26 protein-coding genes and 1 tRNA gene are annotated in these 25,598 nt (G+C 39.9%); 12 read left to right on the top strand and 15 right to left on the bottom strand.

Annotation, left to right across the window (positions count from 1 at the left end):
• Positions 1-15: 15 nt before the first annotated feature.
• The 4 genes from cls to AC13CS_RS17435 form a co-directional block, all read right to left on the bottom strand.
• Positions 16-1,437 carry a cardiolipin synthase gene (gene cls / locus AC13CS_RS17420; protein WP_293165510.1) on the bottom strand — a complete coding sequence of 474 codons (1,422 nt, stop codon included), beginning with the start codon at positions 1,435-1,437 and terminating at the stop codon, positions 16-18.
• Between the two features lie 241 nt (positions 1,438-1,678).
• The gene (locus AC13CS_RS17425; RefSeq protein ID WP_163624837.1) at positions 1,679-1,921 is read right to left on the bottom strand and encodes a hypothetical protein; all 243 of its coding nucleotides are present in this window, start codon (positions 1,919-1,921) and stop codon (positions 1,679-1,681) included.
• A 44-nt stretch (positions 1,922-1,965) separates the two neighbouring features.
• Positions 1,966-2,127: a DUF1328 domain-containing protein gene (locus tag AC13CS_RS17430; RefSeq protein WP_482889029.1), complete on the bottom strand. Its 162-nt coding sequence runs from the start codon at positions 2,125-2,127 to the stop codon at positions 1,966-1,968.
• A 171-nt stretch (positions 2,128-2,298) separates the two neighbouring features.
• Positions 2,299-2,994 carry an SOS response-associated peptidase family protein gene (locus AC13CS_RS17435; protein WP_293165506.1) on the bottom strand — a complete coding sequence of 232 codons (696 nt, stop codon included), beginning with the start codon at positions 2,992-2,994 and terminating at the stop codon, positions 2,299-2,301.
• A 198-nt stretch (positions 2,995-3,192) separates the two neighbouring features.
• On the opposite strand from AC13CS_RS17435, the gene AC13CS_RS17440 reads away from it, so the two are divergent.
• The gene (locus AC13CS_RS17440; RefSeq protein WP_482889030.1) at positions 3,193-4,230 is read left to right on the top strand and encodes a helix-turn-helix domain-containing protein; all 1,038 of its coding nucleotides are present in this window, start codon (positions 3,193-3,195) and stop codon (positions 4,228-4,230) included.
• A 14-nt stretch (positions 4,231-4,244) separates the two neighbouring features.
• Here AC13CS_RS17440 and AC13CS_RS17445 read toward each other — a convergent pair whose 3' ends face one another.
• Complete coding sequence (locus tag AC13CS_RS17445; RefSeq protein ID WP_482889031.1) at positions 4,245-4,691, bottom strand: hypothetical protein; 447 nt, start codon at positions 4,689-4,691, stop codon at positions 4,245-4,247.
• 95 nt (positions 4,692-4,786) lie between these two features.
• On the opposite strand from AC13CS_RS17445, the gene AC13CS_RS17450 reads away from it, so the two are divergent.
• The 3 genes from AC13CS_RS17450 to AC13CS_RS17460 all read left to right on the top strand — a co-directional run bounded on the left by AC13CS_RS17450 (position 4,787) and on the right by AC13CS_RS17460 (position 5,687).
• Positions 4,787-5,020, top strand: a complete 234-nt coding sequence (locus AC13CS_RS17450) for a helix-turn-helix domain-containing protein (RefSeq protein WP_482889032.1) — start codon at positions 4,787-4,789, stop codon at positions 5,018-5,020.
• A gap of 218 nt (positions 5,021-5,238) precedes the next feature.
• A complete protein-coding gene (locus AC13CS_RS17455; protein ID WP_482889033.1) occupies positions 5,239-5,481 on the top strand; it encodes a type II toxin-antitoxin system ParD family antitoxin in 243 nt (80 codons plus the stop codon).
• On the top strand, positions 5,478-5,687 hold the full coding sequence (locus AC13CS_RS17460) for a type II toxin-antitoxin system RelE/ParE family toxin (RefSeq protein ID WP_482889034.1): 210 nt from the start codon (positions 5,478-5,480) through the stop codon (positions 5,685-5,687). The genes AC13CS_RS17455 and AC13CS_RS17460 overlap by 4 nt, the downstream gene beginning before the upstream one ends.
• Before the next feature lie 126 nt (positions 5,688-5,813).
• Here the strand turns inward: AC13CS_RS17460 and AC13CS_RS17465 are convergent, their stop codons facing one another.
• A complete protein-coding gene (locus AC13CS_RS17465; protein WP_482889035.1) occupies positions 5,814-6,770 on the bottom strand; it encodes a hypothetical protein in 957 nt (318 codons plus the stop codon).
• A 228-nt stretch (positions 6,771-6,998) separates the two neighbouring features.
• Here AC13CS_RS17465 and AC13CS_RS17470 point away from each other — a divergent pair, with 228 nt between their 5' ends.
• Positions 6,999-8,123 carry a Fic family protein gene (locus AC13CS_RS17470; RefSeq protein ID WP_482889036.1) on the top strand — a complete coding sequence of 375 codons (1,125 nt, stop codon included), beginning with the start codon at positions 6,999-7,001 and terminating at the stop codon, positions 8,121-8,123.
• A 161-nt stretch (positions 8,124-8,284) separates the two neighbouring features.
• On the opposite strand, the gene AC13CS_RS17475 is transcribed toward AC13CS_RS17470, so the two are convergent.
• Positions 8,285-8,357 (bottom strand) — tRNA-Phe (locus tag AC13CS_RS17475).
• A 102-nt stretch (positions 8,358-8,459) separates the two neighbouring features.
• Here AC13CS_RS17475 and AC13CS_RS17480 point away from each other — a divergent pair.
• From AC13CS_RS17480 to AC13CS_RS17510, 7 genes are all read left to right on the top strand, one after another.
• On the top strand, positions 8,460-9,188 hold the full coding sequence (locus AC13CS_RS17480; protein WP_163624830.1) for a type III pantothenate kinase: 729 nt from the start codon (positions 8,460-8,462) through the stop codon (positions 9,186-9,188).
• Positions 9,189-10,454, top strand: a complete 1,266-nt coding sequence (bamG, locus tag AC13CS_RS17485; RefSeq protein WP_482889037.1) for a BamG family beta-barrel-assembly machinery protein — start codon at positions 9,189-9,191, stop codon at positions 10,452-10,454.
• 103 nt (positions 10,455-10,557) lie between these two features.
• Entirely contained in the window at positions 10,558-11,928 is a 1,371-nt protein-coding gene (locus AC13CS_RS17490) for a hypothetical protein (RefSeq protein ID WP_293165439.1), read from the top strand.
• Between the two features lies 1 nt (position 11,929).
• The gene (gene lptC, locus AC13CS_RS17495) at positions 11,930-12,532 is read left to right on the top strand and encodes an LPS export ABC transporter periplasmic protein LptC (protein ID WP_293165437.1); all 603 of its coding nucleotides are present in this window, start codon (positions 11,930-11,932) and stop codon (positions 12,530-12,532) included.
• Between the two features lies 1 nt (position 12,533).
• Complete coding sequence (locus AC13CS_RS17500; protein WP_293165435.1) at positions 12,534-12,737, top strand: hypothetical protein; 204 nt, start codon at positions 12,534-12,536, stop codon at positions 12,735-12,737.
• A 2-nt stretch (positions 12,738-12,739) separates the two neighbouring features.
• A complete protein-coding gene (locus tag AC13CS_RS17505; protein WP_482889038.1) occupies positions 12,740-14,029 on the top strand; it encodes a hemolysin family protein in 1,290 nt (429 codons plus the stop codon).
• 360 nt (positions 14,030-14,389) lie between these two features.
• Positions 14,390-16,510, top strand: coding sequence for a peptidylprolyl isomerase (locus AC13CS_RS17510; protein WP_482889039.1), 2,121 nt, complete (start codon positions 14,390-14,392; stop codon positions 16,508-16,510).
• Positions 16,511-16,575: 65 nt separating this feature from the next.
• Here the strand turns inward: AC13CS_RS17510 and AC13CS_RS17515 are convergent, their stop codons facing one another.
• From AC13CS_RS17515 to AC13CS_RS17550, 8 genes are all read right to left on the bottom strand, one after another.
• Positions 16,576-17,157 (bottom strand): hypothetical protein, encoded by a 582-nt coding sequence (locus tag AC13CS_RS17515; RefSeq protein WP_482889040.1) that lies wholly within the window; start codon positions 17,155-17,157, stop codon positions 16,576-16,578.
• Between the two features lie 184 nt (positions 17,158-17,341).
• Positions 17,342-18,844, bottom strand: coding sequence for a SusD/RagB family nutrient-binding outer membrane lipoprotein (locus AC13CS_RS17520; RefSeq protein WP_293165427.1), 1,503 nt, complete (start codon positions 18,842-18,844; stop codon positions 17,342-17,344).
• A gap of 10 nt (positions 18,845-18,854) precedes the next feature.
• The gene (locus AC13CS_RS17525) at positions 18,855-22,064 is read right to left on the bottom strand and encodes a SusC/RagA family TonB-linked outer membrane protein (RefSeq protein ID WP_293165425.1); all 3,210 of its coding nucleotides are present in this window, start codon (positions 22,062-22,064) and stop codon (positions 18,855-18,857) included.
• A 440-nt stretch (positions 22,065-22,504) separates the two neighbouring features.
• Positions 22,505-23,014 (bottom strand): helix-turn-helix domain-containing protein, encoded by a 510-nt coding sequence (locus tag AC13CS_RS17530; protein ID WP_482889041.1) that lies wholly within the window; start codon positions 23,012-23,014, stop codon positions 22,505-22,507.
• A gap of 333 nt (positions 23,015-23,347) precedes the next feature.
• Positions 23,348-24,085, bottom strand: a complete 738-nt coding sequence (gene bla, locus AC13CS_RS17535; RefSeq protein ID WP_482889098.1) for a subclass B1 metallo-beta-lactamase — start codon at positions 24,083-24,085, stop codon at positions 23,348-23,350.
• Between the two features lie 2 nt (positions 24,086-24,087).
• Complete coding sequence (locus tag AC13CS_RS17540) at positions 24,088-24,996, bottom strand: GYDIA family GHMP kinase (RefSeq protein ID WP_293165419.1); 909 nt, start codon at positions 24,994-24,996, stop codon at positions 24,088-24,090.
• Entirely contained in the window at positions 24,996-25,340 is a 345-nt protein-coding gene (locus AC13CS_RS17545) for a DUF5615 family PIN-like protein (protein ID WP_293165417.1), read from the bottom strand. Before AC13CS_RS17545 ends, AC13CS_RS17540 begins: the two co-directional genes overlap by 1 nt.
• Positions 25,337-25,561: a DUF433 domain-containing protein gene (locus AC13CS_RS17550; protein ID WP_293165415.1), complete on the bottom strand. Its 225-nt coding sequence runs from the start codon at positions 25,559-25,561 to the stop codon at positions 25,337-25,339. Before AC13CS_RS17550 ends, AC13CS_RS17545 begins: the two co-directional genes overlap by 4 nt.
• Positions 25,562-25,598 lie beyond the last annotated feature (37 nt).

Here is a 25,598-nt window from a genome sequence, read left to right on the forward strand (position 1 = left end):
AGAATTGAGATGGGCTTATAACAGCGGTTTGAAGAATTTGAACAATCCTTCCAAAAATCTGAACCAAATGGTCCTGTTCTGATAGCGCTCCAAGGTAACGGGTTCCGATTTGTTACATATTTTTTGAAACTCTGCTGTCATTTCGGTGTTAATTTCCTTGTTATAAATAAGGATGTTGGTCTCGTAGTTGAGTTCAAAGCTTCGGATATCAAAATTTCCAGATCCGATGGACACCAGATCATCGTCGACAATCATTATTTTGCTATGGGAGAAATCTTCTCGAAGATATATTTTTACGCCAACCTGAAGCAATTCTTCAAAATGGGAGAACATGGCAAACTTAGCTGCTTTGGAATCTGATTTTTTGGGTACCAAAAGGGAGATGCTTACACCCTCCATTGCGGTAATTTTTAAACTTTGTAAAAAAGCCTCCCCTGGCACAAAATAAGGATTTGCTATGCAAATGGAATTTTTGGCTTGGTTCATCATGCCAATATATTGTTGCATAATGGTCGGATGCTTGGAATCTGGCCCCCCTGCCACCACTTGTGCACGAACATCGCCTGCCGTTTGTTGCTCGGATAGGTAGTCTGCGATATGAAAATCCTCTTTGTTGCTTGCAAAAAAGTAATCTTTAAGGAAAATCAGATGTAGATCGTTTACAATGGGCCCTTCGAGTTTTAAGTGGGTGTCTTTCCATTTGCCCAGTTCGTTTTCTCGTTTAATGTATTTATCGGAAACATTGACACCCCCGGTAAAAGCCACTTTGTTGTCTATGATCACAATTTTTCGATGGTTCCTAAAATTGAGCGAAAACAGTAGGTTTTTAAGTCGGATCGGCATTATGGGATAGATCTTTACCCCAACATCCTGAAACTTTTTCCTGGGTCGCCCCCTTAATTGGTAGCTGCCCAAGGAATCGTAAATAATCCTAACCTCTACACCTTCTTTGATTTTTCTTTCAAAAAGTTCCAACATTTTGTCCAAAAGGGTGCCTCTTTCCAAAATATAGTACTGTACATGGATAAAGTTTTTGGCCTCTTCCATGGCTTTGAAAAGTACATTAAAGGTTTCCTCGCCATCTTGAAGAGGTATTATTTTGTTCCCTGTTTTTGCAGTGGTGTTGGAGTTGGCTTTTATTAATCGGTTGAGTCTTTCTTTTCGAATATCTGCATCAAAATGGGTCAGGAATTTTTCTTGGGCAGAAATTTTAGGGGGAGTGTATCTGTTTCTTTTTTCAAATTCTTTTGTGTTGAAGAATTTAAACTTTCTGCGATTCATCCCAAACAGATAGTAGAGAACTGCTCCCAAAATGGGCAAAGTTATAATGGCAAGTGCCCAGCTTATGGAGCGCGACGGCCTTCTTCCGTGATAAATTATGGCCCCAATGGCCCAAACGGAGGTCAGAACATATAGGATGGTAAGGACGGTCTTCAAAAAATGGTGGTGTTTATTTGTTCTAAGGTATAAACGAATATTGGTTTATCAACACTTTGGGGAGAGAATTAGGGGGGAGGGCAATAAAAAAAGGCTGTCTAAAAAGTAAATTATCTGTCAGGTTGAGCGCAGTCGAAACCTATTGATTATCAAACTTCTTTAGGTTTCGACTGCGCTCAACCTGACAAAGTCAAAACTTTATTGCTTTTTAGACATCCTCTTATGTGGTATAATGTGAAAATTATTGTGGACTGTCGTCTGTGGCATCTTCTACTTCATCTTCCACGTCATCGGCAGCATCCTCAATGTCGTCCCCAACATCTTCTGCGGCATCTTCCACATCATCGGCAGCATCCTCCACTCCGTCTTTCACATCTTCAATGGCCTCTTCGGCCTTATCTTCTTTTGTTTCTCTGCAACTGGTTATACTCAAGGTAAGTGCCATTGCAATTAGCATTGTAAATAAACTTATTGATTTTCTCATGGGTTCTCTTTTTTAGGTTAATGATTTTTAATTAGTGTGTGTTTCTACAATTTTTTTCTTCCTGTTATCAACGAAATAATAAACAATACAATAAATATGAAGAAAAGGATTTTAGCTATACTTGCCGCTCCTGCTACAATTCCACCAAACCCGAATATACCGGCAATAATGGCCAATATGATAAAGGTGACTGTCCAACGTAACATAATAGTAGTGTTTTAAGTTAATGTCTGATCAATTGTTAATCAGTACATTACAAATGTAGCTTGCTTTTGGTCCGTGGCTTGCCGCTTTTCGTGTTATTGTTGACTCAAAAGGAACATTTTGGGCTTTTTGGTGTAAAAATCTTTTTGTGAGAAGGTTGTGGATTTGTTTTTTCAATGTTGCAGACCAACAAATAATGGTCCCAATTGGGTGTTTGAGCTCAAATTTTTTAGAAAAAACTCGTTGGACAGGCGTTTGGCCTTCAATTTTATCTTTTTGGGATTTTGGATAATTTCTTCCAGTTTTTTTGTGTCGGAATCTGTGCTAAGCCAATCGTAAGCCTGTTCTTTGGGGAGAATAACAGGAGCGAGGTTGCTAATGTTGTGGTAACTGGAAACGAAAGGGTCCGTTTTGCCCACCGTTAACGCCGCGCACAAAAAACCATCGTTTAGCCTGTTATATGTGCCTGCCAAGTAAAAAGGTTTTTCGGATGCCTGGTAAATATAGTAGCTGCATGTGTTGCCATTTTCCAAAAGATGGGTATAAAAACCGGTTGCAATGATTAAACAACGCCTCTTTTTATAGGAATCCTGCATCCAGCCAATGCTTTGCAGCTCATCCATCTGTACATTCAATGTATTGGTCTTGTCCTGAAATATTTGCCAATCTTCTTTAAAGTCTTGGGGCATAAGTCCCCAAATGGCAAACGATATTTTATTGGGGTTTTCCATGGTCACCACGCATAAGTTTGTTTCATGAAAACCATTGATAATGGGGTTTGGCAGGTATAAATTTGGATATCTGAACGGGATTCCAAACTCTTTTTCTATCTCTTCTCTCCCTGCTTCATTTGAAAGTTTGTAAATCATAATTATCTGGAATCTTATCCACAAATAAGCATTAAGTTGGTGAAAAGATTGACTCAAACAAATTTTATTGTGATGCTTTTGATAAACTTTTTATAAAAGTGGACGTAGGTGGGTGCCCATGGTTGTCCAAGTAACAACAAAGACTATCTTTATAAGATAAAAACGCATTAATTAAACAAACAGCAGCATAATATTCCAATGGTAAAAATCAAGGTTGACGCCCAAGATACCGCCGAATCGGTGGAGCAAATAAAAAATGTGATAGGAGGGAAGATAGAAGAACGATGGGGGCAGTACACTTTGAGTGTTTCCAACGATAAGGCAAAGGGGAGTATCCGTTTCATTACCTTCGATTGGGGGGTAAGTTTATTGGAACTGGACATTACTTTTTTTGATGAGGTATTGATTGAGGTGGACACTTCAAATTTTAACCCCATCAATTTTTATTATTGCCTGGAGGGGTATTGTGGACATAAATTCGGGTACCAGCCGGAAGATAAGATCAAGATCATGGAGCAATTCCAGTCCGTTATCCTTACCAATCGGGATGGTGGCATTACGGACAGGTATTTTCCCAAGAACGTGAAGGTTTCCCAAACCGTAATACAGGTGCGTAGAAAGCCGTTCTTGCGCAAAAGGTTAAACCAGGGAGAAGAACTCAACAAACAGTTGTACAAAGTATTTTTGGATACTGACCAGGAAAAAGTGTTCGCTTACTACGGTTCTTACAATTTGAAAATAGCCGAGGTGATATCCGCTATAAAAAAGATCAAGGCAAAGGGAATGATCCGCATTATGATGATCGAGGGCTATGTTTATCAAATTCTATCCATGCACATGATGCAGCATAACAAAGAGGTGATGAACAAAAGGCCCCAGACCAGCTTATTAAAAAGGGAGCTGAAAACGATACGCAGCTATGCCAAAAAAATAGAGAAAAACATTGCCAAGGATTTTTCGTTGGAAGACATTTCTGCCGAAACAGGCCTTACCCAAGCAAAGCTCCAAGAAGGGTTTAAGTTGTTGTACAATAAAACGGTAACGGAATATATAAGGCATGCAAGGCTGGAATTGGCCCGCGATTATATTACAACCACCGAAATGAACATTTCCGAGGTGGTATACTCCATTGGATTTACCAGCCGGAGTTATTTTTCCAAGATTTTTAAGGAACGCTATGGTTTAAGCCCAAGTGAATTTAAAAACGGTAAAAAGGGTGCTCAAGTGGGGGGCTAGCCATGGTTTTGCAGCTACACCGATTGTCCTGAAACGGGCGCGCAGAGTTCTTTTAGGTCACAAACGCCTTGGTAGGTATGCGTAACCTCTACCCTAAGCGAAGGGTCCGGGGCATCTATCCTAAAGGATAGCCGCAATTTTTCATTATCTACAAACAGCCTGCCGCGATCCAAGGATCGGGGCAGGGACAGCATTTCAATATTATGGAACTCCTTGGCACTAGGAATGCGGAACTGGAAGGAGAAACAAAACACCAGATTATCCAGTACCGTCATTTCGGCCAGGCCCGTTTGTGGCAATTTCTGGAGGATGATACGGCTCTGCTGCCGTTGCACCCGGTTAAGGAACTGCCCGTTTTGGTGGTTGCGGATAGTAAGGGTTGCAAAGGTGATTTGCAAGGGGGCAGGGGAAGTTTGGTGGAGGTGGTTGGTAAAAGTGGATGAAATGGGAGGTGTTGGCATGGTAGGTAGTTTTAGTGATTGGGATTCTTCAAATTTACATAAAATGACGTTTACGTCATTAATTTCAACATCTAAAATTTTGACATTGCTGTCTTATGATGGACAACGACGAGCAAAATGTTGATTTTTTGAAGGACTTAGCCAGTCGGATTAAGGGGCTGAGAGAAATCCGAAATCTTACCCAAGAAGACGCCTACAACGATACCGGAATCCATTTTGGTCGCATAGAAACTGGAAAATGGGACCCAAAATTCAGCACCATCAAAAGAATATCTACCTATTTTGATTTAAGTATCACGGAATTTTTTGCAGAAGGATTTGATGAATAGGGTATCATCTTTTCACTAAAGTAAATAACAATATCAACTTTACTCTTAATTTGGGTGTGTAGAGGTGTATTTTACGTTTCTATAAACAAGTTAGCTGTAATTGAAAGAAAACCTACAAAATAAAAGTTTATAACTACAACGAAATCATAGCTAGATAGTTGTGTTCAATTTTGATGCGTTACCAAGATTTGGTACATTTGGTTTAAATATAATGAATAATGGGAAAAAACACATCAATATCACTCGGAGATCATTTTGAGGAATTTATAAAAGAAGAAGTAAAATCGGGAAGATATGGTTCGGTAAGTGAAGTTATTCGCTCAGCTTTAAGACTTTTGGAAAGAGAAGAAAAGAAAGAAAGAGAACTTATTAAAGCTCTCGAAATTGGAGAGCAAAGTGGATTTGTAGAAAATTTTGACCCAAAACAAAATCTGAAAGAATTACATCGCAAACACTTATGAGTAAAAACCAATATCGAATAAGTCATGAAGCGATTAAGGATTTAAACAACATTTGGGTTTACACTTTAAATAAATGGTCGAAAGAGCAAGCGGACAGATATTATGACTTAATAATTGCAGAAATTGAATTCATTGCCGATCACTTTATGAGTGGAAAATCAGCGGAACAAACTCGAAAAAATTATCGTGTTACTAAAATAAAATAACATCTTATTTTTTATCGAAAAGTGGAAAATGGTATGGTAGAGATCGTTAGAATTTTACACCAACGCATGGACACAAAAAAGCATTTCAAATAAAAATTTCTGTGAAGATTTTTTTAAAGCCAGTAACTAATACAGGGGCGTGTTCAACTTTTCAATGGACGATTTTGAATAACCATCTTTCATATAGGTCAAGACTATAGTATACCTACCATAATCTTCGGGAATTTTTACTTCCATTTTAGGGCCATATCCCATTATCTTAATAGCCAGATCATTACCATTGATATCTTTTTTACACAGCGACCATTGCAACCGCTCTCCTTCCTGTTCATCAAAATAATGCCAACTGCCATTTTTCAAATAAGTGGCATGGTAGGTAGCTGTAAAGTTTCGCTTCAAAATAAGTGAAGGTTTCAAAATCCGAATTTTGGGCAGTTGGGCTTCCACACCATTGGGCGTCCATAAATTTTTGATTGTTGAATAGGCCTGGGTCTTATTCCCGTTAAAATCAAGTAGCCCATCAAACGAAACCGCATGGCTTTCCCAACGGTTTTGCCAATTTGAAAGCAGCACAGGTACATTGTTCGGCCATAGGGCATGAAATTTTTTGTAATCCCCCACATTGATCCCCCCCAATATAAATGGCTTCTTTTCACGTTCCAAATAGGTCAAATTATCGTTCAACCAAAACGGCTTTTCAACTATTAGGCTATAGGCATCTATTTTAAAACCATAGGTTTGCATATCTTCCAAAAGCGCCGATGTTACTTGAGATATGGAAATATCTTTGGCAATGGGCCGTATGGGATCAATTTTTTTCACATCTTCCAAAAGGTTGTACAACCAAAGATGATAGGCCCTACGTTGTTCCTTTAATGCATTAAGCCGGTAACGATCGGACAGGCCTTGCCAAACATCATTGGAAAAATTCCATCCGATAATATTTTCTTGGCCCTTGTACTTTGTAACAGTCTCGATTATTTCCTTATGCAGGTGTTCCAACCGTGTAGAATCGTTTACAAAATCGATATCCGATGGTATCCAAAAGGAGTATAGTATGTCAATTCCTATTTCTTTGGACAAACCAAGTTTACGGGTTTTTTTGTGGTACCTACAAAGAATCACCTCGCACGCCGTCCGCAGTATTGCTCGTCGACTACTAGCCTAATAAAATTATAGCCTAGACCATTGGAGTATGTTTATTAAGAATGGTCAGTTTTAAAGAATTTCCCTATAAACTTAAAATTACCCATTCGTTATTTAAGTTTTTTATTTTTTTCTTAATTTAGGAGCTGCGCTAGTTAATATATAATGCAGAACTTTAAAGCAGGGAATTACGTCAGCCAGGGAACCCTCAATAGTTTTATTCCCGAAGAGATCAATCGAAATTGGACTCTAGACGACATGGAGGTCATAGAGTTGTTAAGCCAAGCGGACAGACAGCTAGGAAGATTGGATATGTACTCCGAACATACGCCTAATATAGATCTTTTCATTTCTATGCATATTCTAAAGGAGGCAACAAAATCAAGTAAAATAGAAGGCACAAAAACCAATATAGAAGAAGCGCTGCAGGATAAAGAAGAGATAGCTGAAGAAGAACGGGACGATTGGGAAGAAGTTCAGAACTATATTAAAGCATTGAATAAAGCTATTGAATCACTGGATGAATTACCGTTATCTTCGAGATTAATAAGATTAGCCCATAAAGTTCTTCTACAAGGAGTTCGAGGGAAACATAAAATACCAGGACAATTCAGAACTAGTCAAAATTGGATCGGTGGTGCCTCAATTGCCGATGCAACATTCATTCCTCCTCCGCATACTGAAGTTCCTCGGTTAATGGGAGATTTGGAGAAGTTTTCTCACAACGCTGAAATAAGGCTGCCACATCTATTGAAAATTGCGCTTATTCACTACCAGTTCGAAACAATACATCCCTTTTTAGATGGCAACGGTCGAGTTGGGCGTCTCTTGATTACTCTTTATTTAGTTGAGAAAGGTATTTTGAAAAAACCAATCTTATACTTATCTGATTTCTTTGAAAGAAATAGGCAATTGTATTATGACAATTTGATGAAAGTTAGAACTGCCAATGACATTAAACAATGGTTTAAGTTTTTTCTGGTGGGTGTTATAGAAACCGCAAAGGGAAGTATCGATACTTTTAACAATATTATGAAGTTGCAAAAAGAGGTTGATTTGAAAATTCAAGGACTTGGTGCAAGAACGAGCAATGCTAGAGCTGTAGTGAGTAAACTCTATCTTCGACCGCTTATCAATGTCCAAAAGGTGGCAGATCTTACAGATCTTTCCTTACCATCAGCATATAAACTAGTGCATGAATTAGAACAACTTGGTATTCTAAAGGAAATAACAGGTGCTAAACGAGGGAAACAATATTGGTTCGAAGAATATATCAATTTATTTAAATAATAAACACATCCAATCAAAGAACTTAGTTAAAATGAAATTCGTTTAAGCCAAATCTCATATGATTCTCATTGTAGGGTAGCTTTGACTGTGCAATGTCGAAGCAGTTTCACCGCTTGTTCAAAAAACAAAAAACCCGCAAACATAGTTCGCGGGCTTTTTTGTGGTACCTCCAGGAATCGAACCAGGGACACACGGATTTTCAGTCCGTTGCTCTACCAACTGAGCTAAGGTACCAAGCTTTATTAAGCGGGTGCAAATATAATTTCAAAATTAGGATATACAAACAAAAACCCGAAAAAAAGGTCCTGATTTTTTCCAATTCCCGATCTTTGCTATATGAATTTGGTTATCGACATAGGTAATACCCTGATCAAATATGCTGTTTTTGAGAATAGAAGGATAATTTACGACCATAGCTTTGAATCTGGCCTGTTCCTGTCAAAAATTAAAGAGCTGTTCGAGAAATATCCGCAGATCAACAACGCCATACTGTCATCTGTAGGCAAATTGGACCGAAAGGAAAGGGATGTCGTGGCCCTTTTTTGCAAGGTACACGTGCTCACAAGTGAGTCCAAAGTCCCTTTTAAAAACAGTTATGCCACTCCAAACACCTTGGGGGTGGACAGGTTGGCCTTGGCCACAGCGGCATTTTACCAGAATCCGCGCGGAAATACTTTGGTAATAGACGCCGGCACCTGTATTACCTACGATATGGTAAACAATGCGGGAGAATATGTAGGCGGAGCCATATCTCCGGGCATTAGAATGAGGTACAATGCCATGCACAACCAAACGGCCGGGCTTCCTTTGCTTGGCCCAGGTGAACTGTTGGACTTTATTGGCAACTCTACGGAATCGTGCATGCACAGTGGTGTAATTAACGGTGTGGCGCAAGAAGTAGACGGGGTAATTGGCCAATATCAATCTCGTTTTCAAGATTTAACAGTTATTTTAACAGGCGGAGACTCCCATTTTTTTGCCAAAAGGCTAAAAAACACCATATTTGCGAACTCCAAATTTCTCTTGGAGGGGCTAAATTGCCTGCTGGAATACAATACAAACTGAATGATTAAAAAAATTCTGATCGCTTTTTTCTGCGTGACTGCCCATGGCTTGTTCGCACAAAATGGAACTATTTCGCCATATTCTTATTTCGGAATTGGCGACCATCGGGACACCGGATCCGTGGACAACCAAATGATGGGTGGCATAAGTATGTATGGGGACAGCATCCATATTAATCTATCCAATCCAGCGGCGTACTCCAAGCTTAGGCTAACCGCATACACAGCGGGATTGTCCCATAAAGAATACCGACTAAAGAACTGGACGGAAGAGCAAAATACATCGGTGACCAACCTGGATTACCTTTCCATTGGTTTTCCTTTGGCAAGAAATGTTGGTTTCGGTTTTGGTTTAATGCCTTATTCATCTGTTGGCTACAGTTTAAATTCCTCCTCCGAAAACAGCCAAGGTGCGGAAGTGGCCAATTTTTTTACGGGAGAAGGAGGGCTTAACAGATTATATGCCTCCATTGGGTTTGAGCCTATCAAAAATCTTAGTTTGGGAGTTACCGCCAACTTTAATTTTGGAACTTTGGAATACGAAAGAATCCAGAGTGTAGAAGGAGTGCAGTTCGGAACTCTGGACAATCGTGAATCCAAAATAAACGGTTACGATTTTAAATATGCCTTAAACTACACACCTAAAATAAAGGACAAGTATACACTTTACACATCTGTATTGGTGAATACCCAAGGCAATCTGGTATCAAAAAACACACAAACGCTTGGGTCCTTTTCACTTTCAAACGGAAACAATGTAGAGGTAGTGGATGTGGACCTAGATGCCTCCAACCTTCGGAACACCGAATTAAAGATACCCACACGGACAACGGTGGGCCTTGGTTTTGGGGAAGACAAAAAATGGTTTTTGGGAGCGGAGTACAGTTTTCAACAGATGAGCGATTTTGACAATACGTTCCTGGGTTTGGACAACGTAACATATAACGATGCCAGCACCTACGCCTTTGGAGGGTATTGGGTACCCGATTACCGTTCGCTTTCCGGTTACTTTAAGCGGGTCACCTATCGTGCCGGATTACGGTACGATGTAAGTGGTATGACGGTGAACAACAAAGAAATAAACAACTTTGGCATAACTTTTGGATTAGGATTACCCGTAGGGGCAAACTTTTCCAATCTTAATGTAGGTTTTGAATTGGGAAGACGTGGAACTACCGATCAAAACTTAATTGAAGAAAGTTATTTCAAAATCAATGTAGGCTTATCGTTAAACGATAGATGGTTTCAGCAGAGAAAAATAAATTGATAGGCCTTTTTTTTAAAAATTTGATAAATAACCACCCATAGAAGGTCCTGTAAGAGGATTTTTTAATGAAAATTTGTACTTTAACACCTTTAAAACTAGTAAGATGAAAAAGAGACACTACTTAACAATGATAATGGTCACCATGTTGACGGGATTAAGTATGGCACAAGCACAGAACCCCGAGTGCATGACCAATCTATCTATTTATGCAGAACACGTAAAGGTTAAAAATTATGATGCTGCTTACGAGCCATGGAAAATGGTTTACGAAAGCTGCCCGGATATCAACAAGGCCAACTTCTCCTATGGAGAAAGAATTCTGAAGGCCAAAGTTGAGAGTTCAACAGGAGCCGAAAAAGATGGCTATATTCAAGATTTGTTGGACCTGTACGATAATAGCCTAAAATACTTCCCAACAAAATACAGTAAAGCTGGTGTAGCGATAGACAAGGCATTGTTGATGTACGAAAACAAAATGGCTTCAGATGAAGAGTTGTTCAATATGTTGGACAAAGCCTTCCAGGAAGATCAAGCCAATTTCAAGAACCCAAGAGCTTTGTACCTATATTTCTCTAGCCTTGTAGATTTACATGGTGCCGGTAAAAAAGACCTTCAGGATGTATTTAATACTTACGATGATGTTACCGGAAAAATAGAAGAGGAAAATAAACAGTTGACCGATGTGGTAACCAAACTTCTTCCAAAAGATTCTTTGGGTACATTGACATCTAAGGAAAAAAGAGCACTTAGAGTAGCAACAGTTAATTCTGAGTCTTATGGTAAAGTTGCAAGCAGTGTAGATTCCAAATTGGGTGCATTGGCCGACTGTGACAACCTTATTCCATTGTACGAAAAGAGTTTTGAGGAAAAGAAAACCGATGTTAAGTGGGTAAAACGTGCCGTAGGAAGAATGTTCTCAAAAGAGTGTATAGACGACCCCATGTTCAGAAAATTGTTCGAAGCGCAGTTGGCTCTAGATCCATCTGCCGATGCATACATGTACGGTGGAGCACTTAAACAAAAGTCTGGAGATATGAACGGTGCCCTTGCTGACTTTAACAAAGCAGTGGAACTGGAAACAGATTCCTATAAGAAATCTGAAATCCTTTATAAAATTGCCACTACCGTTAGAAACAGTAGTAAATCACAAGCAAGAAGCTATGCGCTTAAAGCAATAGATGCAAACCCGGCCAACGGTAAAGCATATTTGTTGATCGCCAACCTTTATGCAACAAGTGCCAACTCCTGCGGTAGTACACCGTTCGAGAAAAGAGCAATCTATTGGAAAGCTGCCGACATGGCCAGAAAAGCCGGTAGGGTAGACCCTGCTTTGAGCAGTCGTGCAAATCAAACAGCGGCCAGTTATGCTGCCAAGGCACCATCCAAAGAGATGATTTTCAGCTCAGGAAAAGCCGGTCAAAGCATTTCTTTTAGCTGTTGGGTAGGAGGTAGCGTTACCGTACCTAATCTATAAGGTGAAACAGAAATTACAACATATTTTAAAGAGCTTTGCCACGGTTTTTACCGTGGCAATCCTTTTTATATCCTGTGGTGACGATTATGAAAGGGTGGGTGAGGAAGCCGTTAAACCTTTGTTTCCACAAGGCGTGGCACAAAATTTTACCTTGACCTATACGGAGACGGTTGAGACCATGAGTACCCAAGATTCTGCCAGTTCGAGGGTGGTGGCCGTGCTTAGTAGTCCATTGTCCGAGGATTTTGACAATCAAAGATTTAAATTCCGTACCTTCCCAAAAGGACTTCAGGTTGATTTTTACGATGAAAAAAACCAAAAAAGTGTTATTGTGGCCGATTATGGTATTGTATATTCACAGACCAATTTGATAGATTTGCAAGGAAATGTGGTGATTGAAAGCCACGATGGCAAAAAACTGGAGACAGACCAGTTGTACTTTGACAGAAAGAACAATTGGATCTTTACCGAAGCCGCATTTAAATACACCAATCCTGAAGACGGAACCGTAATGGACGGCGAAGGAATGGATTTTAATAAGGATTTCACTTTTTTCAAGGCCCACAAGACCTACGGATTAATGACGATTAAAGAAGAAGAATAGGATGATCAAAATTTTACGATACACAGAATATCTATACTTGGCCGTAGCGGTCATTTCCATTTATAAGATTGTTACACTTTGGAGCATAAACCCAAAGGAGACCTACATATTTATCTTCTTTGCAGTGGTTTCCATTGCCATGTTCGTTTTCAGAAGAAGGTATCGGAAACGCTTTGAACAACGAAAAAAGGATAATCAACAATAACATTGGATTCCTCCCTTATAATTATAGTTCTTTCCCTGCTGTTTTCGGCATTTTTCTCAGGAATGGAGATTGCCTTCGTTTCAGCCAACAAAATTCATATTGAAATAGAAAAAAAGCAAGAAGGTTTCTTGGCCAAGGTGCTTACCCTGCTCACCGATAAACCTTCAAAATTTATTGCCACCATGCTCATAGGCAATAACATTGCATTGGTTGTATACGGACTTTTTATGGGAGATGTGCTTATGGAATGGTTCCAAAATTTGTTGCCTACACATTATCAGTTCCTAAATGCCTTGTTAACAGATTTTAGTTTGCTTTCCCAAACGGTCATCTCAACCTTGTTGATTCTTGTGACAGCGGAATTTTTGCCCAAGGTATTTTTTCAGATATATTCCAATGCACTGATTAAGATTCTAGCAATACCTGCCTATTTCTTTTACCTCTTGTTCTCCATCATATCTTGGTTTGTAATCAAAGTGTCCGATTTTATCTTGAGGGTGTTTTTCAAAACCGAAGGTGATGAGGTACAACTATCCTTTACCAAACTGGAATTGGGAGATTATATCAACGAGCAAATGGAAACCGTTGAGGAAGAGGATGATGTGGATTCCGAGATTCAGATTTTTCAGAATGCATTGGAGTTTTCAACCGTAAAAGCGAGGGAGGTAATGGTGCCCCGTACCGAGATTACCGCGGTTGAAATTAGCGAGACACCAAAAAACCTTGCCAAACTATTCTCTGAAACCGGTTATTCAAAAATTCTGATCTATAAAGACAGCATTGACGAAATAATCGGTTATGTTCACTCCTACGAGCTGTTCAAAAAGCCAAAGACCATCAAAAGTATATTGCTTCCCGTTGAATTTGTTCCCGAGACCATGCTCATTCAGGACATATTGAATGTGCTTACCAAAAAACGTAAAAGTATGGCAGTGGTCTTGGACGAATATGGGGGTACATCGGGTATTTTAACGGTCGAGGACATTATCGAGGAGCTTTTTGGGGAGATCGAAGACGAACACGATTCCACCGATCTTTATGAAGAGCAAATAAGTGAGACCGAGTATAAGTTTTCGGCCCGTTTGGAGGTGGATTACATTAACGAAAACTATAAATTGGAGCTGCCCGAAGGAGAAGAATATGAAACCTTGGGAGGATTGATCGTAAACAAAACGGGCGAAATTCCCGAACAGGATTCAGAAGTGACCATCGGCAACTTCACCTTCAAAATTTTGGAGGTATCCACTACCAAAATAGATTTGGTAAGTGTGCGCGTCCATACAGAAGATTAACCCCTTGTGCATGATGTTTTCATTTCTCCCAATAAACACTTCAGCACAAGTGCGAAGCATAGCCATAACAAGTGTTTTTAGGGTAAAAAATCGTATTCTACATACAATTTTCACTACTCCACATTGAAAAACCACAGGAATTGACGATATGTGTCCAATTGTACTATAGGCTGAAGATTAATAATTTCCGTCCCTTTTTTAGCTTTCCTATTTGAAAAGAAAGTGGTATTTTCGCCCACTGAAATTAACTGCCCCGGGGCAGGGCCACGAGGTATTCAAACAAAAAAAATAATTCATTTCGACGTAGAACGTCGGGGAATAAAGCCCTCAATGAGGGATTTAAAGAAAACAAGCAGTAAAATGGCAATATTAGAGAATATTAGAAAACGGACAACAGTTCTTATTCTAATTATTGGTTTGGCGTTGTTCGCATTCGTAATATCGGGAGTTTTCAGCAGCGATAATTTTTCTGGCGGAAAAGTAGGCTCCACGGTTGCAGAGGTAAATGGAGAAAATATTCCCATCAACGAGTTTAGAGCTCAGGTAGAAACGGCTTCCAGAAGATATGGGCCCAGTGTTACTTCAACCCAGTTGGTGAACATGGTGTACGATCAAGAAGTAAGAAATACCATTTTGAACCAACAGTTCGAAGAATTGGGAATTGATGTGGAAAGCGACCAGATCATTGAGTTTGTGCGAACTTCGGGTTATGCCCAAATTCCAGATTTCCAGGACGAGAACGGAGTATTTAACGAACAAGTATTTAAAAGTGCCATTGCCGATTGGAGAGCAAACGACCCTTTGCGTTACGATGCCTGGTTGCAAGATGAGGCATCCATTATACAAGCGGCCAAGGAGCGCATGTACTTCAACTTGGTAAAAGGAGGGGTTACTGCTACCCTTACCGAAGGAAAGATGAACTACGACATGGCCAACGATAAGGTGGATTTGCAATACGTTCGCATTCCTTACACTTCCATTGCTGATAGTACGGTCGAAATTTCCAAAGGTGATATAGAAGCGTACATCAACGACCACAAGGCAATGTTCGAGCAAGATAAGGCACGCGATATCCGTTTTGTGTATTTTGAGGAAAAGCCATCTGCTGAAGATGAGAACAGTGTAAAAGAAGAGATTACCGCTTTGATGGATGATTCTGTTGAATATTCAGAGGCAACGGATAGCAACGATACCATACTTGGTTTTAGAAATACCAACGATATGGCCGCGTTTCTGGACAGATATTCCGATTCCAAATTCGATACCATTTACAAAGCTAAAAAGGACCTTCCATCTGTAGTGGCCGATACTTTGATGGCGATGAGCATTGGAGAAGTATACGGGCCGTACAAGGATGGGGATTCTTATAAAGTGTCCAAAGTAATGGATCGAAAAGAAAATGGAACCGTAAAAGCAAGTCATATCCTTATAACTTGGGAAGGAGCCGAGCGCGCGAACCCATCCATTACAAGAACCAAAGAAGAGGCCGAGGCCGAAGCAAAAAGATTATTGGCCGAGGCCAGAAAAGACGATGTAACCTTCACTGCTTTGGCGAGAGACAACTCAGACGGGCCTTCTGCGCCACGTGGAGGAGACCTTGGGTATTTCCAAGAAGGAGTAATGGCAGATGAGTTCAACGATTTTTGTTTTGGAAATCCGACCGGAACCATAGGTTTGGTAGAAACGCAATTTGGATACCACGTTATTAAAGTTGACGACAAACAAGATGTGATACAGGTAGCTACCTTGGCAAGAGAAATTGAACCATCGGAAACGACCATCAACACTTTGTTTACCGATGCGACCAAGTACGAAATGGCCGTTATGGATGCAGAACCGGAAAACTTTGGGGATATTGCCAAAGAAAGCAACTACACAGTTAGGCCCGTAAACAAAATCAAGGAGATGGAAGAGAACCTTCCAGGTCTTGGTTCACAGCGAAGCATTGTACAATGGGCTTTTAACGAGGATACCAGTGTAGGGGATATTAAACGATTTAATGTAAACAACGGTTATGCCGTGGTACAGTTGACCAAAAAGTACAAAAAAGGACTTATGGCCCCCGAGGATGCTTCAGCAACAGCATTGCCAGCTATTAGAAAAGAACTAAAGGCAAAACAAATCATAGCAGCAAACAAAGGAAAAGCCATGGATGCCATTGCTTCGGACAACAATGTAAGTCAAAGTACAGCCTCTGCCGTAACATTGTCGTCACCAACCTTGCCTGGAGCTGGTAGGGAGCCTTTAGTGGTCGGAACAGCGTTTGCCATGGATAAAGACCAGACTTCCGATTTAATTGAAGGAAACACAGGGGTGTACATGATCAAGGTTACCAACAAAACCGAAGCTCCAGATGTAGAAAACTATAGCACTTATGCCCAAAATTTGCAGACAAGTGCAGCGGCCAGAGTGAATGGTGCGGTTTACAACGCTTTGAAGGACAAAGCCGAGATTGAAGATAAAAGAGCTACGTTCTACTAGGATTTAGCGATATGAGATAATAAAAACGCCTCCCGAACGGGAGGCGTTTTTTGTTGATTACATTATTATTTGCTTTCAGGTTCATCCCATTTCATCTTATAGCAGATATGGGTGATTTTCCCTTTGGAATCAACTGTAATTTCAAAACCTTGTTTGGTGCGGAAGTAGGCATCACGGAGAAAATACCATTTGCCATTTTTGAAAAAGAACTCTCTTTTATCGGGTTTCCATTCTGCAATAGGGTAGATGTAATCTAAAAGTACTTGAAAATAAGGAGCGGATTCTTTGTTCAAAATAAAATCGTCCCTGATATAACCGGCAAGTTCCGGCAAGTCGGTATTGATTTTAATACGCTCAAAAGGTTTTACTTGATTTCCATTGTCTATTACAATAAACTCATTGACCTGTTTATCCTTTTCACCATAGATGTTTTTGGTCTCTTGGGTGATGTAGAACACATTATATTTCAGGATATTTTTAACCGCCTCTGAAGTAATCTCGGTATAATTGGTTTTACAACTTTCATTTAAAAAATTGTCTAACCTAAGGGTTGCTTTTATATCATCCTGGCAAAATGAAGAAGAGACAGATAGAAGAAAAATCGCAACCAAGGACTTGCTAACAATGTTTTTACAAATTCGGGACATCTTTCCTTAAGTTTGATGAATATGTTCAAACTTAAAAGCTATAGATGGATTTTTTTGGCACCAATTGACGGATGATGGGTTTGGATGGATGTAATAGGGGTTTGGATTTTTCTTTTAATGATTAAGACCAAAAAAGCCACCCTTTAAAGGGTGGCTTTTTTGTATAAGAATTTGTTGAGCTTGATTAATCAACATCCCAGAATATTTTTGAGAACATTGCATCTCCATTATTTAATTTACTTCGAGCTGCATCCCAATTGGTACGATTTAATAACTGTTCGTTTTGGGGATATGTGACTCTGGTCGGAATAATGTCTAAACCGGGAATATTAGTAACAAAAGTAGCACCGTTATATACATCTCCCGGGACGCTCAATGTTGTAGGGTAACCCGTTCTGCGGTATTCTGTCCAAGCCTCTAATCCATCCATATAAAGTGCAATGTATTTTTGGGTAAGGACGGTTTCTTCTGTAGCCGCTGCAATGCTTCCAACATAATTGTCAATATCACTCGATGCAGCTCCCCAATATTCCATAGATGCTTTTATACCATTTTCGTAGTGCATTTGGTCCCAATCCATGAATTCAGACCTAATGAACTCTACTTCCGCATAGGTCAACAATGGTTGGGAAAAGTCAGGAGCTAATATTCGCTCTGCTGGAATGCCTTCGTCTGTCACTGCCCTTGCAATATCTTGCCCAAAACCATAAGGTATTCCAACTACTTCTTCTGATTCCAATCTTTTATCAAAATAAAGTTCGACCCGTGGGTCAGCATCAGAGTCCATGAATGGGCCCGTACGGTTATATAATAAGTCTACAAAGGATAAAGTTGGGGCAAAGTCTCTTCGGGCATTTACTGTAAATGCATCATGCCATGGCCCCCCTGTAATATCATCTGTTCCGAAAGTGAACAATGCATTATCCGCATTACTGTCAAAGGCAAGCTCATTGGATTCCATGAACACATCGTTGGCCAGGGTAGGGTTAACATCAAGTAGATGTACAGCTAACCTTAATCTTAATGAATGGGCAAATTTAATCCAATCTCCATTGGAAGAATATACTGTTCCAAAAGTAGAGCCAGTTGGACTTATCTTTTTTGCAGCATCCCATAATTCTGCCAATAAATCTTGATAGATAACAGTTGCATCTGTATAAGCTGGATTCGGTATCGGGGTTTCGTTCAATAGACCTAATGCTTGAAAGTCTGGATTGTCCTTTTGACCATAACTCCAATAAGGAACATCTCCAAAAGTGTCGACCAACTTATAAAAGGTGTAGGCCATCATCATACGACACACTTGAATCTGATCATTGTTGGAACCATAAGGCTCCATAAGCGCTTTGGTGTCAGGGTCTTCGTTTAATTCGATGACTTTCTGATAATCTGTTAGGATACGATAGGGCCATTCCCACATATCATCAATCATTGAAGGACGTAGGGCATATAGGTTTTCTTCCACATAGAAAGCACCTGCCCAGTATTGGGCTATCCCAAGAGTACCTCTTCCGGCTACCCATTCATTATTTAACTCCCATGCCAAATCGTAGGTGGCATTATTGAACAATTGTATTGAGGGAACAGAAACTGGATTGTCTGGGTCCTCTATATAATCTGTGTCACAACTTACCACAATGGTCATAAGACCAAGGGTTATCAAAAGTTTCTTTATATTATTTTTCATTGTTATTTGTTTAAAAGGATAGTTGAACGTTCATTCCGTATGTTCTGATGGACGGCTGCAGGCCACCTTCCAAACCTTGTATGTTACCAGAACCGGTAGAGACGGTCTCAGGATCTATTCCATCATAATCCAACCCCCACGTGAACATGTTCCTGCCAAAGAAGCTTATTCTGGCAGATTCAAAAATATCGACAAAGTCTTTAAAGGTATACCCCAAGGTTATCTCTCTTATTTTAATAAAGTCGGCATCAAAGACATTTTGTGCATCGGGAGTACCAAAACCACCGTAGTGAAGTTGCCCATAAGCTTGGCCGGAAATACTGGTTGTGTTTACAGCAGTATCAGTAACGGTATAATTTCCGTCTTCATCGTAAGTAATAGTTCCAGTAACGCCATCGAGTACTATACCCTCTTCTCGTATATTGTTGTCTACCGTTTCTTGCAACATTCCAGAGTACATCCCCCATTGGTGGGTAGTAGAAAAGTATTTGCCTCCTTTGCTCATTTCCAACAAGAAACTCAAGTCAACATTTTTAAAACGGAACGTATTTCGTAATCCACCTGTATAATCGGGCAGAACAGAGCCTAAAGGAACCAAATCTTGAGTGGCTGCATAAGCACCACTATCTGTTATTACTTTATTGCCTGCATCATCATAAATAAAATCCGTACCCATGATAACACCATAAGACTGTCCTTCGGTTGCTACCAATTGGGCTCTAAATGGGGCGTTGGTTAGATTAACGGATTCCAATCCCTCTATCAATTTTACCAGTTCATTTTCATTTTTTGCATAGTTGATATTGAATTCCCAGGAAAAATCTTCAGAACTAATAGGTTTTACTCCCAATTGAACTTCAATTCCCTTGTTGGTCATCTCTCCCGCATTGATCCATTGTGCGGCATATCCTGTGCTGAGTGATAGGTCTACGGGAATAATCTGGTCTGTTGTCGAGTTGTTATAGTAAGTTACATCTAGATTCAATCTATTTTTAAGAAAGCTAAGTTCAGCACCTACCTCCCAAGTTTCTGTTATCTCATTTTTAAGATTCACATTTTGCAAAGTACTTGGGGCAGTGGCCCTACCTTCACCATTGAAAGGGTTTAGTACCGATAAAGTACTGGAAGCTGCATAAGGGTTGGCGTCGTTACCTACTTGTGCCCAACCAGCTCTTAGTTTACCATAGTTGAACCAATTGGAATCTTTTGCGAAGGTTTCGGAAAAAACCCAGGCCAAAGCTGCCGATGGGTAGAAATATGAATTGTTGTCATTGGGCAATGTAGATGACCAGTCATTTCTAGCAGTTATATCAAGGAAGATTTGGTCTGCCACAGCCAAGTTAAGGCTACCGAATAAACTGTTCACCTTTTTCAGTTCTGTGTCTGTGGCTTTATCAAGGGGGCCGTTACCATTATTGATATTAAAAATACCTGGAAGAGCCAAACCTCCTGTTGTGGCAATTGCCCTGTAATCTAATTGATAATCTCTTTGGTTGGCACCTAGCATGGCGGTAATCCCAAAATTATCGCTGAGGTCTTTATTATAATTAAGAGTAAACTCGTAGTTGTACTCTTGAAAATCGTAGGTTCTTTCCAAATATGAAGACTGTGCTTGGGAGCCAATCGCTTTTTGTTCGGTATTCCTAAAGTTGTATGTATCTCCATAGACAGATAGTTTGGCTCCTAGGTTATCGCTGATCATATAATTGAGGCTGGCCGCGCCATAGATTCTAGAGCGTGTATCTGTTGGATAATTCTCAAAGGCGGTCCAATAAGGATTGTCAGAATAATTGGGAGTGGGGTCATTCCAGGCTATTCGGTTCCAAGTTCTTTGACTGCCATCATCATTTTTATAGTTTCTTAATCTATCAAAATCCAATTGTCTTTGTCCCCATTGGAAAAACTTCTGGGTAACACTGTTGTCATCATAACCTATTGTAGGTCTAATTCCTTTGGAATTGACATAATTTAAATTACTGGTGAACAACCATTTTTCAGACAGTTGTTGCTTGAGGTTCAACCTTATGAAATGTTTTTTAATTTCTGAACCAGGAAGGATGCCAGTGGTATTTTGGTTACCGACAGACATCAAAGCACTTCCTTTTTCTCCTCCTGTTGTAACTGTTACATTGTTGTTTATAGAAACTCCCGTGTTAAAGAAACTATCAACATCGTTAGCTGGTGCAACCCAAGGTCTGGGTTTGAGATAGTCTTCAGGAAAACTATTTTGATCAAATGCATCCCAATGTAAAACCATTACGTTAGGGTCGTACTTAGGCCCCCAACTCTCATCGACAGCGTATTGTGGAATTAGATATTGGGTCCCATTGATATTTACGGTTTCAAACCCATTAACTCCACCCTCATCATCAGCTACAATCGAACCGCCACCATATTCTCTTTGTAGATCAGGAAGTACGGCAACTTGCGACATTGCAACAGAAGTGTTGATGGTGACTCCTAACCTTTTGGAAGATTTGCCGCTTTTTGTAGTGATGAGCACTACGCCATTTGAGGCTCGGGATCCGTAAAGTGCAGCAGCAGCTCCCTTTAAAACAGTTACACTTTCAATGCTGTTTGGGTCAATATCATTAATGGTGCTACCAAAGTCAACGCCACCTGCGCCTCTTTGGGCATTGGTAGTATTAAAGTTTGAGTTGTCCATAGGAATACCGTCAATAACGAAAAGGGGCTGGTTTTCCCCAGTAATGGAGTTGGTTCCCCTGATCAATATTCGTTGGGAACCGTCTAAGTTTCCTGAAGGCGAATTGATTTTTAATCCTGCAACTTTACCCGAAAGTGCAGAAATTGCATTGTTGTTCTGTGCTGAAGTCAATTCTTCTGAACCGACCTTCGGGGCGGAATATGCCAAAGATTTTGGATCCCTTTCAACACCCAACGCCGTAACAACCACCTCTTCCAAGGCCTGGGCATCTTCTTCCATTTGTACATTGATGGTGGAAGAAGCTCCTATGGTTCTTTCCACTGTTTTTTGACCAATGTAGCTAAAACGAAGCACCTGCCCCGTATTTGCCGTAATGGAATAATTTCCATCAAAATCTGTTTGTGTGCCATTAGTTGTGCCAACAACTATTATCGACACGCCTGGAAGAGGTAATCCGTCTTGGCCGGTAACGGTACCAGAAACATTCTTTTCTTGTGCGAGTGCTCCTGTAAAAACAGAGAGAAAAAACACTAGCATCATCCAATAATTTTTCATTATCATAAAAATTAATTTAGAGTTAGTTATTGCATCCAGGCAAGGGGAGGGTAAATCTTGTTTGTAGGCTAATTCAAAAAATCTTCCGAAACAATGAAAACTAAAATTTCGGTAAGAAGTAAGACTTAGAGCCTCCACCTTGTGGAATGCAGCACAAAAAAAATGAAAGTGATCGTGCAGATTGTAAGCGCTTATTAACCTTTACGCATTTGCCGAAGAAGATTAACATTAACAGTTGAAGGTTTTTAACCATTAAAATTCATCTGAGTCTCAGCCCCGAGTGTAGCGTACAGATATGGTCACGGTATACTGCAAAGGAATATCAATAGACTCCAGTATTGGTTTTTGTGGCGAAGGGGTCTTACCTGTCGGTCGCAGGTGGGCTTCCGATATCTGGTACGTCGACAAAGCTAGCTTCTGCGCTGAGGTAGTTCATTTGATTATGCAGCCTTTTGGATAAACTCTTTTGGGGTGATATGGGTTATCTTTTTGAAGGCTTTGTAAAACGAAACCCGATTGTTGAATCCACATTGGTAGGCTATATCCGAAATGGATTCGGAAGAATTTTCAAAACCTGAGCATAATTTGTTTTTAGCTTCTTCAATTCTATATGCATTTATAAAATCATAGAAGTTCATGTTAAAATTTTCATTGATGACTTGCGAGGCATGATGTCTTGATATGTTAAGTAGGTTCGCTATAGTATCCAGCTTAATTTCGTGTTGTAGATAGAGCTTTTCAGTATCCATTAAATGTTCCAATTTGCTCTTCAACTCTAAAGAAAATGTCTCTGAAAGTCCTGTTTTTTCATACTTTACGTTTTTTTGATCTTGTGAAATGTTGGGTGGCCTTTGTCCTTTTAAAATATCTGGGCACATAATGAGCAGATAGATTAGAATGCCATACAGAAGCAATGGGATGAATAGGGCACATAATAGTAAGTCGTTCAATTTGTAATCTGGTTGTATCCAACTATATAAGGATAGGACAGTGTTATAGGAGAATAAGAACAAAAAAAGCATCAATAGGTTGTTCTTATTGAAATATACTCTCCTTTTAGATAGTAAAACAAATGACATTAGGAGTCCAGAAACAATAAAAAATAATAATACATTTTCCCAAAAAAGTGACATAGTACCTTTCTTTTTGGGAAGATTTTTTGAGCTAGCCTAAGTCTTCTTTCTGCAAGGTGCAAAAAAAGGAAGATATATTAATGGTGTAATTGATGAATGCCCCGTCTGGATTCATCAATGGGCAATTTTCATGGATTGGACTACATCTGATCAATCCTTAAATAGTGCAATTGTATAATCTAGAAGCCCACCATCCCCATAATTCCCATGACCGGGAACAATTATGGAGGTATTGGGATATTTGGACTTTATTTTGGAAACTGTTTTGGGCCACTCCATAACATTGGCATCTTCCAAGTTACCTTTTCCGGCACCAATGGATTTAATCAGGCAGCCACCGAACATGATCTTTTCACTGGGGAAGTATCCAATAATGTTGTCGTTGGTATGCCCCGCTCCCATAAACTCAAGAATCACTTTTTTGTTTCCTACTTGTAACTCGGTAAAATCGGTGAATCCGTTTTGGGGAATTTCTGTCTCTTTTCCAGCGAGGAGCCTTATGGTCTCTTGGTGGGCATACGATGGAACGCCTCTTTGATGAAAGCTTTTCAAGCCCCCGACACAATCATCATGAAAATGCGTGGCAACAACAGCTTTTACAGTAACATTCTGTGTGTCCAACCAATCCATCAGTTCCTTGGAAACCATGTTGTTGGTGGGGGTGTCAAATACTATGGCTTCTCCATTATTCACCACAATCATACCATTGCAGGCTACTTTGCCAAAACTTTCGGTTTCTAAAAAAGAGGTGTGCTGGTACGCATGCTCCGTAAGCGCCCCTATCTCTAAAGAATCCGTTTTGTAGGTCATTTGTTTTTCTTTTGTTTTGCATGAAAGAACAAGAAGAGCGATCAGTAGGGAAAATAGGCTTTTTTGCATATTGGAGATAGTTAAAGCATCATTTTGGAAAAAGGAATTACAGTTTCGTACCCTTTGTGTTTAAAATAGGAAATCGTTTTTTCATCACCAGTGGCCAATACAAAATCTCCGCCCCAGGCACCAAGGCTTTTTACCATTCCAAAATAGTCTGGAAAAAGGCGTTGCTTTACGGGTTCTATGTTCAAAACCTTGGAAAGCAAAGCTTCATGTTCCTCCATTAATGTCTCGAACCCTGCCAAAGTGGGTGCATTTATCAATTTTTGGGTGATGCTGGAAATACTTTTTATGAGTTGGGGCCTATCAAATTGTTGCTCCCTGTACTTTGCAATAGCTTCTTTGCTGTTCTGTTTTTGATTGAGGTGTACAAAGTAAAGGGAATCCTTGAAAAAGGGATTAAAATTGATTGCCTCAACATGGGGCACTCCATTTTTTACCTGATACGTTATGGGTGAATTGTGCTGGGCACAAGCAATATCGTAGCCACTTCCGCCAAAGGCATTCCACAAGAGCTGATACGCATCAACCCGAGCCCATTGCGCCAAGTTGTTAATAAGGGTCGAGGATGTTCCCAGCCCCCAGGATTTTGGAAAAGTAAGGTGTGTTTCTATCTGGAAGCCATCACCATCGGTTAAAAGCAATGGATTTTGTGCATTGGCTTCCAAAAGAAGGGTTGCCAATGTCTTGGCCATCGCTTCGTCCGAAGTAGAAACGACATTTAAATTGGCAAGATCAAACTTTGCTGTGAACCAAACTTTATCGTTTTCATCCAAACTGGTCCACTCCAAAAAGCCAGATGTTGTTGGAGTTACATGGAGTGATTGCCCATAGCTGGTGGGCATGGCCAATCCCAAGGCACCATCCAAAATGGCATACTCCCCGGAGAGCAGTAATTTACCGTTGCTGTAAAATGATTTTTTCATTATTGATTGTTTAGCGAAAGCAAAAGGGAATCACTCTCTTTGTCTTCGATAAACTCTTTGATTAAACTTTGGTGCTCCTCAAACAATTGCGCCAGCAACGAAGTAGTCATGTTACCGGTTTTGAGCCAAATAATTTTGGGAGGGCTACCATATAATGTACTTAGGTCAAAAAAATCTGCATCAAAGGTTACGATAGTAAAATGGTTGTCCTTGGCATATCTCCATATATCAATATCTGAGGAATCTACCAGATTTAAATCCTTTACAGAATATGCTTGTGGAAAAATAGGCGCTATTATTTTTATTAGCCGAAAGGAAATGTTTTGATCAAAGAGTAATTTCACGAAGCAATATTCAATTTCTTTTCACGGTCGGCAGCATAGGCGAGACAAGCATTGATGTGCTGTTCTGTCAATTCAGGAAAATCTGCAATAATGGCAGATTTCTCCATGCCGTTGGCCATCCAGTTCAAAACATCGTAAATTGATATTCTGGTTCCCTTTAAAATGGGCCTTCCAAACCTTTTGGCTGGATTTATCTCAATATATTTTTCCAAATTTTTCAAAGTTTTCTATTAAATAGTACCAAGATAAAGATACAAA

It is taken from the genome of Flagellimonas sp. B-3, from assembly GCF_056857835.1.

Coding starts and splice junctions, on each gene's coding strand:
- AC13CS_RS17490 (WP_293165439.1), top strand. CDS start 10,558: ATGAAAAAGAGACACTACTTAACAATGATAATGGTCACCATGTTGACG.
- AC13CS_RS17450 (WP_482889032.1), top strand. CDS start 4,787: ATGATGGACAACGACGAGCAAAATGTTGATTTTTTGAAGGACTTAGCC.
- AC13CS_RS17500 (WP_293165435.1), top strand. CDS start 12,534: ATGATCAAAATTTTACGATACACAGAATATCTATACTTGGCCGTAGCG.
- AC13CS_RS17540 (WP_293165419.1), bottom strand. CDS start 24,996: ATGAAAAAATCATTTTACAGCAACGGTAAATTACTGCTCTCCGGGGAG.
- AC13CS_RS17425 (WP_163624837.1), bottom strand. CDS start 1,921: ATGAGAAAATCAATAAGTTTATTTACAATGCTAATTGCAATGGCACTT.
- AC13CS_RS17525 (WP_293165425.1), bottom strand. CDS start 22,064: ATGAAAAATTATTGGATGATGCTAGTGTTTTTTCTCTCTGTTTTTACA.
- AC13CS_RS17515 (WP_482889040.1), bottom strand. CDS start 17,157: ATGTCCCGAATTTGTAAAAACATTGTTAGCAAGTCCTTGGTTGCGATT.
- AC13CS_RS17440 (WP_482889030.1), top strand. CDS start 3,193: ATGGTAAAAATCAAGGTTGACGCCCAAGATACCGCCGAATCGGTGGAG.
- AC13CS_RS17480 (WP_163624830.1), top strand. CDS start 8,460: ATGAATTTGGTTATCGACATAGGTAATACCCTGATCAAATATGCTGTT.
- AC13CS_RS17520 (WP_293165427.1), bottom strand. CDS start 18,844: ATGAAAAATAATATAAAGAAACTTTTGATAACCCTTGGTCTTATGACC.
- AC13CS_RS17435 (WP_293165506.1), bottom strand. CDS start 2,994: ATGATTTACAAACTTTCAAATGAAGCAGGGAGAGAAGAGATAGAAAAA.
- AC13CS_RS17460 (WP_482889034.1), top strand. CDS start 5,478: ATGAGTAAAAACCAATATCGAATAAGTCATGAAGCGATTAAGGATTTA.
- AC13CS_RS17510 (WP_482889039.1), top strand. CDS start 14,390: ATGGCAATATTAGAGAATATTAGAAAACGGACAACAGTTCTTATTCTA.
- bamG (WP_482889037.1), top strand. CDS start 9,189: ATGATTAAAAAAATTCTGATCGCTTTTTTCTGCGTGACTGCCCATGGC.
- AC13CS_RS17445 (WP_482889031.1), bottom strand. CDS start 4,691: ATGCCAACACCTCCCATTTCATCCACTTTTACCAACCACCTCCACCAA.
- AC13CS_RS17455 (WP_482889033.1), top strand. CDS start 5,239: ATGGGAAAAAACACATCAATATCACTCGGAGATCATTTTGAGGAATTT.
- AC13CS_RS17470 (WP_482889036.1), top strand. CDS start 6,999: ATGCAGAACTTTAAAGCAGGGAATTACGTCAGCCAGGGAACCCTCAAT.
- AC13CS_RS17430 (WP_482889029.1), bottom strand. CDS start 2,127: ATGTTACGTTGGACAGTCACCTTTATCATATTGGCCATTATTGCCGGT.